Here is a 14,177-nt window from a genome sequence, read left to right as displayed (position 1 = left end):
GCGATGACGGCGGAACATCCAGCAAAATACAAACTGACACGACCTCCCGTCAGCTCGCCGCTTCTTTGTAGCTTTTTAACGCCTTGAGCCGCTCACGCTTGATCGCCTCACCCAGCTCCGGCCCCTTGAAGCCTTTTTCCAGCAAAGGCTGCACCGCCACCGCGCGGGCCGCTGCCGCAGCGCCCCGCAGATAATCAGCCTGTGGATAACTTCGCTGCTCAAGCCCCTTGCGCCCGCGCGCGTCCATCTCGCAGGCCGCAATGAATTCCTCGAAGCGCTGGGGCCGACGGTACACATCAAAACTTTGTAGCAGTTCAAGCAGGGTAGATGCCTTCAGTTCAAGCGCGCGATGACCATGGGTATGGTACTGGCCCACCAATAACGCCAGTTCCTGACAGTCGCGCGGCGCCTTGAAGCGCTCGTTTACGACTTTGATCAGCTTCAAGCCCGTGTGCTCATGGGCGATGTGTCGCGGCCATTCGTGCTGGGGCGTCAGGCCTTTACCCAGGTCATGGAGCAGGCAGGCCCAGCGGACCGTCAACGGCTGTTGATGCAGTGCCGCCTGTTCCAACACGCTCAGGGTATGGACGCCGGTATCGATTTCCGGGTGATGGGCTTCAGGTTGTGGCACGCCGAACAGCGCGTCGACTTCGGGCATCAAGACCTTGAGGGCCGTGCAGTCGCGCAAGACCTGGATAAATACCTGTGGTTGCTTTTCCATGAGGGCGCGGGAAATTTCTTTCCAGCTGCGCTCGGCCGTCAACGCCTCCAGTTCGCCGGACTCGCTGAGCTGGCGCATCAGCTCAAGGGTTTCGCCCGCCACCTTGAAACCCAGCGGCGCATAACGCGCGGCAAAGCGGGCAACCCGCAGAACTCGGAGCGGATCTTCGGTGAAAGCGGGGGAAACGTGACGCAGCACCCGGGCTTCGAGATCGCGTTGGCCGTGGTACGGATCGGTCAAGTTGCCATGGTCATCTTCAGCCATGGCGTTGATGGTCAAGTCCCGGCGGACCAGGTCTTCTTCCAGAGTGACTTCAGGGCTGGCATGGAACACGAAGCCGCCATAGCCCCGACCGCTCTTGCGCTCGGTGCGGGCGAGGGCGTATTCCTCGCCGGTCTTCGGGTCGAGGAATACCGGAAAGTCGGCCCCCACGGGGCGAAAACCCTTGGCGAGCATTTCCTCGGCGGTGGCTCCCACGACGACCCGATCGACGTCGGTGATGGGAATGCCCAGCAGGCGATCGCGTACGGCGCCGCCAACTTTATAGATCTGCATAAAAAACCTCCGTTGGTCCGACAGGATAACCTTTGCGTCGGACGTCCGGAGGCGAAAACGGGATCAAAGATGAATGACGGCCAGGTCCAGGCGGCCATAATCGCCTTCGGCTTGTTCGCCCCTGGGCGGTACATGATGGGTTTTCATCACTTGGTCGCCTTGCAGGGTTTCCAGGTGGATGTCGAAGCCCCAGAGGCGATGCAGGTGCTTGAGCACTTCATCGGTGGAGTCACCCAGTGGTTTGCGGTTGTGGGCCTGGTGCCGCAGGGTCAGCGAGCGGTCTCCGCGGCGGTCGATGCTGTAGATCTGCACGTTGGGCTCGCGATTACCCAGGTTGTACTGCGCCGCCAGGGTTTCGCGGATGATGCGATAGCCGCTCTCATCGTGAATGGCGGGTACCACCAGGTCATCTTTCTGGTCGTCATCCAGGATGCTGAACAGTTTCAGGTCGCGGATCACCTTGGGCGAAAGGTACTGCAGGATGAAGCTTTCGTCCTTGAAGCTGCTCATGGCGAATTTAATGGCGGACAACCAGTCCGAACCGGCGATTTCCGGGAACCAGCGACGATCTTCCTCGGTAGGGTTCTCGCACATGCGCCGAATGTCGCGGTACATGGCGAAACCCAGTGCGTAAGGATTGATGCCGCTGTAGTACGGGCTGTCGAAGCCAGGTTGGAACACCACGCTGGTGTGTGACGTCAGGAACTCCATCATGAAGCCGTCGGTGACCAGGCCTTCGTCGTACAGGTCGTTCATCAGCGTGTAGTGCCAGAACGTGGCCCAGCCTTCGTTCATTACCTGGGTTTGGCGCTGTGGATAGAAATACTGGGCGATCTTGCGCACGATGCGCACGATTTCCCGCTGCCACGGTTCCAGCAGCGGCGCATGTTTTTCAATGAAATAGAGAATGTTCTCCTGGGGCTCGGCAGGGAAGCGGGCGTTGTCTTTTTCGTTGTACTTGTCCGCACCCTTGGGAATGGTGCGCCATAGATCGTTGATCTGTTTTTGCAGGTGTTCTTCTCGGTCCTTCTGGCGCCGGCGTTCTTCTTCGGCGGAAATCGGATACGGTCGTTTGTAGCGGTCCACGCCATAGTTCATCAGGGCGTGGCAGGAGTCCAGCAGGTCCTCCACCGCGTCGATACCGTGGCGCTCCTCGCATTGCATGATGTACTGCTTGGCGAACACCAGGTAATCGATGATCGAACTGGCATCGGTCCAGGTGCGGAACAGGTAGTTGCCCTTGAAGAAGCTGTTGTGCCCGTAGCAGGCATGCGCCACCACCAGGGCCTGCATGCAGATGGTGTTTTCTTCCATCAGGTAGGCGATGCAGGGGTCGGAATTGATCACGATCTCATAGGCCAGCCCCATCTGGCCGCGGCTGTAGGATTTCTCTGTGCTGAGGAAGTGCTTGCCGTAGGACCAGTGGTGATAGCCCAGCGGCATGCCGACCGACGCGTAGGCGTCCATCATTTGCTCGGCGGTGATCACCTCGATCTGGTTCGGGTAGGTGTCGAGGGCATAACGGTCCGCGATACGGCTGATTTCGCGGTCGTAGGCCTTGATCAGCTCGAACGTCCATTCGGAGCCGGTGGAAATGGGCTGGCGTTTCTGCTCTTTTTTGGCGGTCATGTCACTAACCTGCGCTGGAAGAGTTCACGGAAGACCGGGTAGATATCCCCGGCCGAGACCAGTTGCTGTTGGGCAAATGTGTCGGAAAATGCTTCGGCAATCCGTTCGTATTCGTACCACAACGCCTGGTGTTCCCGTGGAGTAATTTCCACATAGGTGTAGTACTGGACGAACGGCATGATCTGGTTGATCAGGATGTCACGGCAGATCGGTGAGTCGTCGTTCCAGTTGTCACCGTCCGACGCCTGGGCCGCATAGATGTTCCATTCGTTGGCCGGGTAGCGTTCGGCCATGATTTCCTGCATCAGCTTCAGGGCGCTGGAGACAATGGTGCCGCCGGTTTCCCTGGAGTAGAAAAACTCTTCTTCGTCCACTTCCCGGGCGCTGGTGTGGTGGCGGATGAACACCACATCGATCTTGTCGTAGTTCCGTTTCAGGAACAGGTACAGCAGGATGAAGAAGCGCTTGGCGATGTCCTTGGTGGCCTGGGTCATGGAGCCGGAAACGTCCATCAGGCAAAACATCACCGCCTTGGAGCTGGGGTTTGGCTGTTTCACCAGCAGGTTGTACTTGAGGTCGAACGTATCGAGGAACGGGACGCGGTGGATGCGTGCGCTGAGTTTCTCGATTTCCGCTTCAAGGTCCTGAATGTCGCCGAAATTGTCGGGTTCTTCGCGTTTCAGGCGAGCCAGTTCTTCCTTGGCTTCGCGCAGTTTGGCCCGGCTGCTGCCCGACAGCGCGATGCGTCGGGCGTGGGCCGAACGAAGGGTGCGGATGATGTTGATGCGTGATGGGTTGCCTTCATTGCTGATACCAGCACGCACGGTCTTGAAGGTGTCGGTCCCGGTCAGGTTGCGCTTGACCAGGTTCGGCAGCTCCAGGTCCTCGAACATGAACTCCAGGAATTCCTCCTGGGTGATCTGGAAGACAAACTCATCCATGCCTTCGCCGGAATTGCCGGCCTTGCCAGGGCCCTTGCCGGCACCGCCGCCCTGGGGCCGGGGGATGTGCTCGCCACTGGTGAATTCCTTGTTGCCAGGGTGCACGACGGTCTGTTTGCCGCCGCGACCATGGTGAAGCACCGGCTCGTCGATGTCGCGGCCGGGGATGCTGATCTGCTCGCCGTGTTCCATATCGGTAATGGAGCGCCGGCTGACCGCCTCTTCGACGGCCTTCTTGATGTGGTCGCGGTAACGCCGCAGAAACCGCTGGCGGTTCACCGTGCTCTTGTTCTTGCCATTAAGGCGTCGGTCGATCACATAGCTCATAGGCCCCTCCAGGGGAGCTTCAAGTCGTAAGCCTCAAGCCGTAAGTGGCGTGGCGTCGAGCCTAGGGCTCGACGCCGCTCCCTTGCAGTCTGTAGCTAGAAGCTTGCCGCTGCTTACTGCGATTTCCGGACCCGCAGGTACCACTCGGAAAGCAGTCGTACCTGTTTGTCGGTGTAGCCACGTTCGACCATGCGTGTGACGAAATCGTTGTGTTTTTGCTGGTCCTCCTTGCTGGCCTTGGCGTTGAAGCTGATGACGGGCAGCAGGTCTTCGGTGTTGGAGAACATTTTCTTCTCGATGACCACCCGCAGCTTTTCATAGCTGAGCCAGGTTGGGTTCTTGCCGTTGTTGTTGGCCCGGGCGCGCAGCACGAAGTTGACGATTTCGTTGCGGAAATCCTTCGGATTGCTGATGCCCGCCGGTTTCTCGATTTTTTCCAGTTCCTCGTTGAGGGCCACGCGATTGAGTATTTCGCCGGTTTCCGGGTCGCGGTATTCCTGGTCCTGGATCCAGAAGTCTGCGTACAGCACGTAGCGGTCGAAGATGTTCTGGCCGTATTCGCTGTAGGACTCCAGGTACGCCGTCTGGATTTCCTTGCCGATGAACTCGATGTAGCGTGGGGCCAGGTATTCCTTGAGGAAGCGCAGGTAACGCTCGCGGGTTTCGGCCTGGAACTGTTCCTGTTCGATCTGCTGTTCCAGCACATACAGCAGGTGAACCGGGTTGGCGGCAATTTCGTGGGGGTCGAAGTTGAAGACCTTGGACAGGATCTTGAACGCGAAGCGTGTGGACAGCCCGTTCATCCCTTCATCGACGCCGGCGTTGTCGCGGTACTCCTGGATCGACTTGGCCTTCGGATCGGTGTCCTTGAGGTTTTCACCGTCGTACACACGCATCTTCGAATAGATGTTGGAGTTTTCCGGCTCCTTGAGACGCGACAGAACCGTGAACTGGGCCAGCATCTTCAGGGTGTCGGGGGCGCAATGAGCCTTGGACAGCGAGCTGTTGAACAGCAGCTTGTCGTAGATCTTCACTTCGTCGGTCACTCGCAGGCAGTACGGCACCTTGACGATATAGATCCGGTCGATGAAGGCTTCGTTGTTCTTGTTGTTGCGGAAGGTATGCCATTCCGATTCGTTGGAGTGGGCCAGCAGGATGCCGGTGAACGGAATGGCCCCCAGGCCCTCGGTGCTGTTGTAGTTGCCTTCCTGGGTGGCGGTCAGCAGCGGGTGCAGCACTTTGATAGGTGCCTTGAACATTTCGACGAATTCCATCAAGCCCTGGTTGGCCCGGCACAGCGCACCCGAATAACTGTAGGCGTCGGCGTCGTTCTGTGGGAATTCTTCCAGTTTGCGGATATCGACCTTGCCCACCAGGGCGGAGATGTCCTGGTTGTTTTCGTCCCCCGGCTCGGTCTTGGCTACCGCGATCTGGTTGAGGATCGAGGGGTAGAGCTTGACCACCCGGAACTGGCTGATATCACCGCCGAACTCGGCCAGGCGCTTGGTCGCCCATGGCGACATGATGGTGTTGAGGTAGCGGCGTGGGATACCGAAGTCTTCCTCGAGGATCGCGCCGTCCTCTGTCGCATTGAACAGCCCCAGGGGCGATTCGAACACCGGCGAGCCCTTGATGGCATAGAAGGGCACTTTTTCAATCAGTTGCTTGAGTTTTTCGGCCAGGGACGATTTACCACCACCCACGGGGCCGAGCAGATAAAGGATTTGTTTCTTCTCTTCCAGGCCTTGGGCGGCGTGGCGGAAATAGGACACGATCTGTTCGATGCATTCTTCCATCCCGTGGAAGTCCGCAAAGGCCGGATAGCGGCGAATCACCTTGTTGGAGAAGATGCGCGAGAGCCTCGAGTTGGTCGAGGTATCCAGCAGTTCCGGTTCTCCGATGGCCAGCAACAGACGCTCCGCAGCCGACACATAGGCACTGCGGTCCTGCTTGCAGAGTTCGAGGTATTCCTGCAGCGAGTATTCCTCTTGCCGCGTGGACTCGAAACGTTGCTGGAAGTGGCTAAAAATGCTCATGACGTCACCTCGCTCGATACGTGGAGCCGGTGTCGGATCAATCAGTCGATGCTGGACAGCCGCTGGGAACCCAGTTGCCGTTTACCCCCCAGAATGCTTTCAAGAATGCAGGCTCCTGAAAGCTGACTCCCGATGACCCGCGCGCCGGTGTACCGGCTCTCCCCTGTTTTGGATGGCCTGAGGCTAAGGATAGTTCGGAATCACGGAGGTAAAGGTGGAATACGTAATTAGTTGTGGCTGACCGTTCGTCTGCCATCGCTCAAGCCCACGGTTCACGCGGGCTTGGCCGGCATAAAAAATTATTCGGCGGTGCCTTGCGCTGTTTCTGCGGGATAGGTCGTGCGCCATAACTCGAAACCACCGTCCAGGCTGTAGACGTCGGTGAAGCCCTGGCTGATCAGATAGGCGGCTGCGCTCTGGCTGGAGTTGCCGTGATAGCAGACCACGACGGTCGGCGCATCGAGGTCGGCGGCACGGATGAAGTCGGCGATGGAATGGTTATCCAGGTGCTTGGCGCCACTGATGTGCAGAGCCGCGAACGTGGCTGGGTCGCGGACGTCGACGACGACCGCGCCTTGCTCGCGCAGGGCCTGGGCCTGTTCCGGGGGGATGCGTTTGAATTCGGTCATGAGGGACTCCTGTAGCTTGAGCGCAACGCCGGTCAAACGGCGGTGCCGGCCGGCAATGGTGCAGTGGTCGGGTGATGGATTCTGGCGTGGCCCTGTTCGTCGCAATCGCAATGCAGTTGCTCGCCCGTGTCGACGTTCATCAGCGTCATGGCGCTGCCCCACACGCAGCCGGTATCGAGGGCGAAGACGCCGGGTTCGTCGCATTGACCGCCCAGTGCCGCCCAGTGTCCGAAAATGATTTTCAGGTGACGGGTCTTGCGCTCGCTGTGCTTGAACCAGGGGGCGTAGCCGGGTGGTGCGGTCTCGATGCCTTCCTTGCCCTTGAGATCGAGCTTGCCGTCGCGGGTGCAGAAGCGCATGCGCGTGAAATAGTTGGTGATGACGCGAAGGCGGGCGCTGCCGGTGAGGTCGTTGTCCCACTTGACCGGCTCGTTGCCGTACATGCCATCGAGGTAGGGCGCGAACAGATTGTCGTCGCGCAGTGCCTGCTCCACCTCGCCGGCGCACTTGAGTGCCTTGCGCAGGGACCACTGGGGCGGGATGCCGGCATGGACCAGCGCCAGGTTCCGTGGCTCGTCGTAGTGCATGAGCTTTTGCTGGCGCAGCCACTCCAGCAGTTCAACGCAATCGGGGGCGTCGAGGATTTCACTCAAGGTGTCGGACTTTTTCAGGCGCTCGATGTTCTGCCAGGCGGCCAACAGGTGCAGGTCGTGGTTGCCGAGCACGCACACCAGCGACTGGCGGATGCCGTAGAGAAAACGCAACGTCTCAAGGGATTGTGGGCCACGGTTGACCAGGTCGCCCACCAGCCACAGCGTGTCTTTCTGGGGATCGAAGGCGACGCGTTCCAATAGGCATTTGAGCGGATCGAGGCAACCTTGCAGGTCGCCGACCGCATACGTGGCCATTAGTGCAGCGCTCCGGGCACGGCCAGGCGAAAGGGCTTGATGACGGCGTCGAAGCGTGTGCCGTCCTCGGCCAGCATCTGGTAGGTACCCTGCATGGTGCCGACCTTGGTGGTCATCACGGTCCCGCTGCTGTAGCTGTGGCTTTTACCGGCGTCGATCAACGGCTGCTGGCCGACAACGCCTTCACCACGCACTTCTTCGACATGGCCGTCGCCATCGGTGATGACCCAGTGCCGCGACAGCAGCCTGGCCGGCAAGGAGCCATTGTTGCGCACGGTAATGCTGTAGGCGAAGGCGAAGCGGTCATGCTCGGGTTGCGACTGTTCTGCCAGAAAACGGGTGGTGACGCTGACGTCGACCTGGTAACGAGGATCAGACATGCAAATAAGGCCTTAAAAACGAAGCGGGACGCGGGCGCGACTCAGGAGATCAGTCTAGGCCAAGTATCGGGTAGTAGACCAGACTGGCGTACTGCCCGATAGCGCTTGTCACCCGTTCAGCTGGCGTCGGCTTGCGGGGCGACCTGTTCGCTGAGCTTGTCGGCCAGGCGTACGAAGGCCGCCAGGTCCAGTTGCTCGGGGCGCAGGCTGCCATCGACGCCGGCGGCTTCGATTTCGGCGCTGCTGAGCAACAGTTTCAAGGTGTTGCGCAAGGTTTTGCGGCGTTGGTTGAACGCTTCGCGCACCACCCGCTCCAGCAGGCGATGATCCTTGGCCGGGTGCGGCAGGACGGCATGAGGTACCAGGCGGACGATGGCCGAATCGACTTTCGGCGGCGGGTTGAATGCCCCCGGGCCGACGTTGAACAGGTGTTCGACCCGGCAATGGTACTGGACCATGATCGACAGGCGACCCCAATCGCCACCGCCAGGGCCGGCGGCGAGGCGCTCGACCACTTCTTTCTGCAGCATGAAGTGCATGTCGCGGATCAGGCTGGCGTTGCTCAGCAGATGGAAGATCAGCGGTGTGGAGATGTTGTACGGCAGGTTTCCCACCACCCGCAGGCTGTTCGGCGCGGCATTCAGGCTATTGAAGTCGAACTTCAGTGCGTCGCCCTGGTGCAGGTTGAAATTGCTCTTGCCGGCGAACTGCTGGTTGAGGATCGGGACCAGGTCCTTGTCCAGTTCCACCACGTCCAGTTGCGCGCCGCTGTCGAGCAGGCCCTCGGTCAGGGCGCCCTGGCCCGGCCCGATTTCCAGCAGGCGGTCGTCGGGCTTGGCCCGGATGGAGCGCAGGATGCGATCGATCACGCCGGCGTCATGCAGGAAGTTCTGGCCGAAGCGCTTGCGCGCGCGGTGTTGGTATTGCTCGGTCATAAATGGGTCTCGGCCATCTGGTAGGCGGTTTCCAGGGCGACTTGCAGGCTGCCGGTATCGATCTTGCCGCTGCCGGCCAGGTCCAGGGCGGTGCCATGGTCCACGGAGGTACGGATGATCGGCAGGCCCAACGTCACGTTGACTGCCGCGCCGAAGCCTTTGTACTTCAGCACGGGCAGGCCCTGGTCGTGGTACATCGCCAGCACTGCATCGCAGTGCTCCAGATATTTGGGGGTAAACAGAGTGTCGGCAGGCAGCGGGCCACGCAGGTCCATGCCCTCGCTGCGCAAGCGCTCCAAAGTGGGTTCGATGATGTCGATTTCTTCACGGCCCAGGTGCCCGCCTTCGCCGGCATGGGGATTGAGCCCACAGACCAGGATACGTGGCCGGGCGATGCCGAATTTTTCCTGGAGGTCGGCGTGCAGGATGCGCGTGACCCGCTCCAGGCGTTCCGGGGTGATGGCGTCGGCGATGTCCCGCAGGGGCAGGTGAGTGGTCACCAGGGCCACACGCAGGCCGCGGGTGGCGAGCATCATCACCACTTGCGCGGTGTGGGTCAGGTCCGCCAGGAATTCGGTGTGTCCGGAAAAGGCAATCCCGGATTCGTTGATCACGCCCTTGTGCACCGGTGCGGTGATCATGCCAGCGAACACCCCGTCCAGGCAGCCTTGGCCGGCGCGGGTCAGGGTTTGCAGGACGAACGCGGCGTTGGCCTTGTCCAACTGCCCGGTGACGACCGGGGCGCCCAAGGGCGTATCCCAGACATACAGGCTGTTGGCGGGCGCCGGAGCATCCGGCCAGGCCTGCGGCGTCACCGGCAACAGGTCGACGACCACCCCCAGTTGCGCGGCCCGCTCAAGGAGCAGGTCGCGACTGGTGATGGCAATCAGGGGGTGCGGCTGGGGGTGCGAGGCGAGCAGCAGGCACAGGTCGGGACCGATGCCGGCTGGTTCGCCGGGTGTCAGCGCGAAACGCTTGGGTTTCACTGCGCTGCCTGGTCTGCACCAGGAAGTTTGATTTCAACGTAGGCTTCATCGCGAATCTGACGCAGCCAGGTTTGCAGCTCTTCGTCGTATTTGCGGTTACGCAATACGGTCATCGCCTGCTGTTCACGCGCCTGGGTGGTGCTGTCGGTGGCGCGACGGCCAAGGACTTCCAGTACGTGCCAACCATACGGGCTCTTGAACGGCTTGGACAGTTGGCCTTGCGGTGTCTCGGCCATGACCTGGCGGAACTCGGGAACCAGTGCATTCGGGTCAACCCAGTTCAGATCGCCGCCGTTGAGGGCCGACCCCGGGTCTTCGGAGAAACTCTTCGCCAGTTCGGCGAAGTCCTCGCCCGCTTCGATGCGGTCGTAGAGTTTTTCCGCCAGGCGCTTGGTCTCGGCTTCGCTGCGAATCTCGCTTGGCTTGATCAGGATGTGGCGAACATGCACTTCGTCACGGACCTGGGTTCCGCCACCGCGCTTTTCCAGCACTTTCAGGATAATAAAGCCGCCTGGGGTGCGTGCTGGCTGGGTGATGTCGCCCACGGCCATGGCGCTCAGTTCACGGTCGAACGGAGGCGGCAGTTGAGCGGGCTTGCGCCAGCCCATGTCGCCGCCTTCCAGGGCGTTGTCGCTGCCCGACTTGGCAATGGCCATCTGGCCGAAATCAGCGCCTTGCTTGAGCTGCTGGTAGACATCCATTGCCTGGCGATAAGCGCTCTGGATGGCTTCGGAGTTGGCGCTTTCCGGAGTAGGAATCAGGATGTTCGCCAGGTGCAGCTCTTCGGAAAGCTGCATCTTGCCCAGGTCGGAGGCGAGGAAGTTCTTCACTTCCTGCTCCGACACCTGGATGCGTTCGGCGACACGGCGCTGGCGCACACGGCTGATGACCATTTCGCGACGGATCTGATCGCGGGCGTCCTCGTAGGAGAGGCCGTCGCGAGCCAGGGCGGCGCGGAACTGGTCGATGCTCATGTTATTGCGCTGGGCAATGGTGCCGACAGCCTGGTTCAGTTCTTCATCGGTAATGCGAATGCCGGAGCGTTCGCCGATCTGCAGTTGCAGGTTTTCGACGATCAGGCGCTCGAGCACTTGCTGGTCCAGCACGCCTGCGGGCGGCAGGCCACCGCCGCGCTTGGCGATGGTTTGCTGCACTTCATGGACGCGCTGGTCCAGCTGGCTCTGCATGACCACGTCGTTGTCGACGATGGCCACGACCTTGTCGATGGACTGTACCGCGGCGTTGGCCGCGGTACCCAGGAACAGCGCGCCCAGCATCAGCGGGCGCAGACAATCAGAAAGCTTGGTCTTCACGTTCACGATAACCTTGGATGCCTTTGTCGAGGAAGCTCTCTACCTTGGCGCCGGTGAGGCCGCCGAGTCCCTTCAGAACAATTTGGAGGAAGACGCCGTGGTCGCCTTTTTCGTTTTCCGGGGCGGCTTGACTGAACTCTTCGTAGTCGACCCAGTAACGGTTGATCAGGCGCAATTTCCAGCAGCAGTTGTCGTATTCGAAACCACCGAAGGCTTCCAGGGTACGGTTGCGGTTGTAGTCATACTGCCAGCGGCTGATGGCGTTCCACTGCGGCACGATCGGCCAGATGACCGAGAAGTCGTGCTGCTGGATCTTGTAGTAGTCCTTCACGTAGCCAGGCTGGCCAGGCGTGCCGTAGTCGCCACCGCCCACGGACCATTGACCCGTAGTCTGGTCGTAACGGACCTGGTCGTTGCGATAGCGATAACCGGCGTTGATGACCTTGTTCGGGTTGTCTTCAGGCTGGTAGTGGAACATCGCGCTACCCGAGCGAGGGCTGCGAGTGTCCGGGTCCCAGTTATAGGTAGCCGTGGTGCGCCAATCGCGGTTCCAGCGGAACTCATACTCCAGGGCGTAAGGCGAGACATCCGATTTGGCGTCTTCGCGCGTCTTGAAGTCGATGCCCGGCAACTGGACTTCGCGATCCTTGAAGTAAAAGGCCTGGCCGACGCTGATGCGCTGGCGTTCGAAACCGTTTTCCTGGATCCAGCGGCTGGTTATGCCCAGCGACAGTTTGTTCTCGTCGCCGACACGGTCGGAGCCCGAAAAACGATTGTCACGGAACAGCGAGGAGTAGCTGAAGGTGTACTCACCGGTGTCGAACACAGGGATATCGCTCTGGTCTTTCTCAGGTACGTAGAGATAGAACAGGCGTGGCTCCAGGGTTTGGCGATAGTTGGTGCCGAACCACTGGGTATCACGGTCGAAATACAGGCCGCTATCGATACTGGCGATTGGGACGCCGCGGCTCTGGCTGCCGCTGTACGTGCCGCGCAGGCGATCCGTCTCGGCGGATTGCGCGGCGATCTGGGATTTGCCAGTGCCGTCCAGATCCAGATCGTATTGGGTGTATTGGTATTTGAGCGACGGCGTGATGAAGCCGTAGGTGGCTTCCATCGGCAGGCTCATTACCGGTGCCAGATTCAGGCGAGTACCGTTGGCCCGTGCCAGTCCGCGAACGTTGGAGTCCAGCCTTGGCTCGGAGTTACCGTCTTCGTCGGTGTAGGCGCCGGTCCGCAGATCACGATCGAACCGCACCAGCTCTGTCTTGTAGGCGAGGTCCAGTCCATACGGGTGTTGCGGCAGCTCACCGATGAAGGTGATCTGAGGCAAGCGGTTGTAAGGGGTGATCTTCGAAATCGTTGCCATCTGGTAGGCCTGGGCATTCACCCGCGCCGTGTAGCTGTCGCCACGATAGCTGACTGCGCCTTGCTGATTGACGTAATCATTGGACTCGATACCAATCTGATCGCTTTCAAGATCCTGGAAATAGTACGGATCGCTGATCTTGGTGTAGTCGACTTCTGTCAGCACGCGCGAATCGAGGCTGCCCTTGTGCTGCCAGTTGTACATGTAGCGGGTCTTGTCGTAGTCGCTCTGCCCGCTGCGCTCGTTGTCTTCGTCGTTGAGGTATGCGGCACCGAACTGACCTTCGCTGGACTTGGTCAGGTAGCGGAACTCGCCTTCCATCAACAGGCCGCGCTTGCTCATGTAGCGTGGGTACAACGTGGCGTCGTAGTTCGGCGCCAGGTTGAAGTAGTACGGGGTGACCAGCAGGAAGCCGGTGTCGCTGCCGCTGCCGATGGTCGGCGGCAGGAAGCCGGACTGGCGACGGTCGTCGATCGGGAAGTAGATGTACGGCGTGTACAGGACCGGGAAGTCCTTGACCCGCAGCGTCACGTTGGTCGCGGTGCCGAAGCCGGTGGCCGGGTTCAGGGTGATGTTGTTGCCCTTGAGCGTCCAGGCGTTGCTGCCCGGTTCGCACGTGGTGTACGTACCGTCCTTGAGGCGGATGATCGCGTTCTCGGCACGCTTGGCGTACAGCGCGTTACCGCGGATGCGCGACTTGTGCATCACGTATTCGGCGTTGTCGACCTTGGCTTCGCCGGTGTCCAGCTGTACATCGGCATGGTCGCCGACGATCAGCGCACCGTTGTCGCGAACCCGTACGTTGCCGCTCAGCTCGCCACGGTTCTCGGCCTGGTACAGGCTGGCCTCGTCGGCCTCGACCTGCATGCTGCCCTGGCGCATGACCACGTCACCGGCCAGGGTCGCCACCTGTTCTTCCTGCTGATAGCGTGAAGCCTTGGCACCGAGGAACGTGGGCGCATCGCTCTTGGCGGTCTTGTCATTCATGCCAGGACGCGTCGGCTCGATATAGGCACCGGCGCAGTAAGGACCGGTTTCAGCCAGTTGCGCCGGGGTGAGGTTCTCGCGTGGAACCCAATCCAGGTGGCTGTAGTCTGCACTGCGCGACTTCAGGCCGCGGCCCTTGGCTTCGGTAACGAGCATCGGCTTTTCGCCGGCTTCCTCGCCCGAGCTGCTGTCGGCTGGTGCCGCGCCGCTGTCGGAAACCGCACTGCCGTCATGCACGGGACGCGGCGGCAACGCGGCGGCCGGTGTCTTGGGCGCACAGTCCCAGGCACCCGAAGCGGAGACGGAGCAGTCATACTGCTGCGCCGCGACGACGAATGAAGAGGCCAGGGGTTGCAGGGCCAGCAGACTGCCGGTGACCAGCAACGGAAATTTTTTACGAAACGCGGGGGATTTCAATGCCATCTTATTAGTCCGGGCTTCCTGCGTGCCATCTGCCCGCG

11 protein-coding genes are annotated in these 14,177 nt (G+C 60.6%); all 11 read right to left on the bottom strand.

What is annotated here, in order from left to right:
* Positions 1–49 precede the first annotated feature (49 nt).
* The 11 genes from ACZ5M5_RS27925 to ACZ5M5_RS27875 all read right to left on the bottom strand — a co-directional run bounded on the left by ACZ5M5_RS27925 (position 50) and on the right by ACZ5M5_RS27875 (position 14,139).
* Positions 50–1,276 (bottom strand): multifunctional CCA addition/repair protein, encoded by a 1,227-nt coding sequence (locus tag ACZ5M5_RS27925; protein WP_464738256.1) that lies wholly within the window; start codon positions 1,274–1,276, stop codon positions 50–52.
* 63 nt (positions 1,277–1,339) lie between these two features.
* Positions 1,340–2,905, bottom strand: a complete 1,566-nt coding sequence (locus ACZ5M5_RS27920) for a SpoVR family protein (RefSeq protein ID WP_060740355.1) — start codon at positions 2,903–2,905, stop codon at positions 1,340–1,342.
* Complete coding sequence (locus ACZ5M5_RS27915) at positions 2,902–4,173, bottom strand: YeaH/YhbH family protein (protein WP_014340517.1); 1,272 nt, start codon at positions 4,171–4,173, stop codon at positions 2,902–2,904. Before ACZ5M5_RS27915 ends, ACZ5M5_RS27920 begins: the two co-directional genes overlap by 4 nt.
* Before the next feature lie 113 nt (positions 4,174–4,286).
* Complete coding sequence (locus ACZ5M5_RS27910; protein WP_053125937.1) at positions 4,287–6,209, bottom strand: PrkA family serine protein kinase; 1,923 nt, start codon at positions 6,207–6,209, stop codon at positions 4,287–4,289.
* A gap of 299 nt (positions 6,210–6,508) precedes the next feature.
* Positions 6,509–6,838, bottom strand: coding sequence for a thiosulfate sulfurtransferase GlpE (glpE, locus tag ACZ5M5_RS27905; RefSeq protein ID WP_060740356.1), 330 nt, complete (start codon positions 6,836–6,838; stop codon positions 6,509–6,511).
* Between the two features lie 32 nt (positions 6,839–6,870).
* On the bottom strand, positions 6,871–7,746 hold the full coding sequence (locus ACZ5M5_RS27900) for a symmetrical bis(5'-nucleosyl)-tetraphosphatase (protein WP_060740357.1): 876 nt from the start codon (positions 7,744–7,746) through the stop codon (positions 6,871–6,873).
* Positions 7,746–8,126: a Co2+/Mg2+ efflux protein ApaG gene (gene apaG, locus ACZ5M5_RS27895; protein WP_053125932.1), complete on the bottom strand. Its 381-nt coding sequence runs from the start codon at positions 8,124–8,126 to the stop codon at positions 7,746–7,748. Before apaG ends, ACZ5M5_RS27900 begins: the two co-directional genes overlap by 1 nt.
* Before the next feature lie 116 nt (positions 8,127–8,242).
* The gene (rsmA, locus tag ACZ5M5_RS27890) at positions 8,243–9,061 is read right to left on the bottom strand and encodes a 16S rRNA (adenine(1518)-N(6)/adenine(1519)-N(6))-dimethyltransferase RsmA (protein WP_060740358.1); all 819 of its coding nucleotides are present in this window, start codon (positions 9,059–9,061) and stop codon (positions 8,243–8,245) included.
* Positions 9,058–10,047: a 4-hydroxythreonine-4-phosphate dehydrogenase PdxA gene (pdxA, locus tag ACZ5M5_RS27885; protein WP_060740359.1), complete on the bottom strand. Its 990-nt coding sequence runs from the start codon at positions 10,045–10,047 to the stop codon at positions 9,058–9,060. Before pdxA ends, rsmA begins: the two co-directional genes overlap by 4 nt.
* Entirely contained in the window at positions 10,044–11,360 is a 1,317-nt protein-coding gene (gene surA / locus ACZ5M5_RS27880; protein WP_464738255.1) for a peptidylprolyl isomerase SurA, read from the bottom strand. Before surA ends, pdxA begins: the two co-directional genes overlap by 4 nt.
* Entirely contained in the window at positions 11,341–14,139 is a 2,799-nt protein-coding gene (locus ACZ5M5_RS27875; RefSeq protein WP_464738254.1) for an LPS-assembly protein LptD, read from the bottom strand. Before ACZ5M5_RS27875 ends, surA begins: the two co-directional genes overlap by 20 nt.
* Positions 14,140–14,177: the final 38 nt, after the last annotated feature.

This window comes from Pseudomonas sp. Van50 (assembly GCF_055390755.1).
The sequence above is the reverse complement of the archived record's forward strand: the minus strand, read 5'-3'. Positions and strand labels throughout refer to the sequence as shown.

Excerpts from the sequence above, each read along its gene's own strand:
- ACZ5M5_RS27925 (WP_464738256.1), bottom strand. The coding sequence starts at position 1,276 with ATGCAGATCTATAAAGTTGGCGGCGCCGTACGCGATCGCCTGCTGGGC.
- ACZ5M5_RS27920 (WP_060740355.1), bottom strand. The coding sequence starts at position 2,905 with ATGACCGCCAAAAAAGAGCAGAAACGCCAGCCCATTTCCACCGGCTCC.
- ACZ5M5_RS27915 (WP_014340517.1), bottom strand. The coding sequence starts at position 4,173 with ATGAGCTATGTGATCGACCGACGCCTTAATGGCAAGAACAAGAGCACG.
- ACZ5M5_RS27910 (WP_053125937.1), bottom strand. The coding sequence starts at position 6,209 with ATGAGCATTTTTAGCCACTTCCAGCAACGTTTCGAGTCCACGCGGCAA.
- glpE (WP_060740356.1), bottom strand. The coding sequence starts at position 6,838 with ATGACCGAATTCAAACGCATCCCCCCGGAACAGGCCCAGGCCCTGCGC.
- ACZ5M5_RS27900 (WP_060740357.1), bottom strand. The coding sequence starts at position 7,746 with ATGGCCACGTATGCGGTCGGCGACCTGCAAGGTTGCCTCGATCCGCTC.
- apaG (WP_053125932.1), bottom strand. The coding sequence starts at position 8,126 with ATGTCTGATCCTCGTTACCAGGTCGACGTCAGCGTCACCACCCGTTTT.
- rsmA (WP_060740358.1), bottom strand. The coding sequence starts at position 9,061 with ATGACCGAGCAATACCAACACCGCGCGCGCAAGCGCTTCGGCCAGAAC.
- ACZ5M5_RS27875 (WP_464738254.1), bottom strand. The coding sequence starts at position 14,139 with ATGGCATTGAAATCCCCCGCGTTTCGTAAAAAATTTCCGTTGCTGGTC.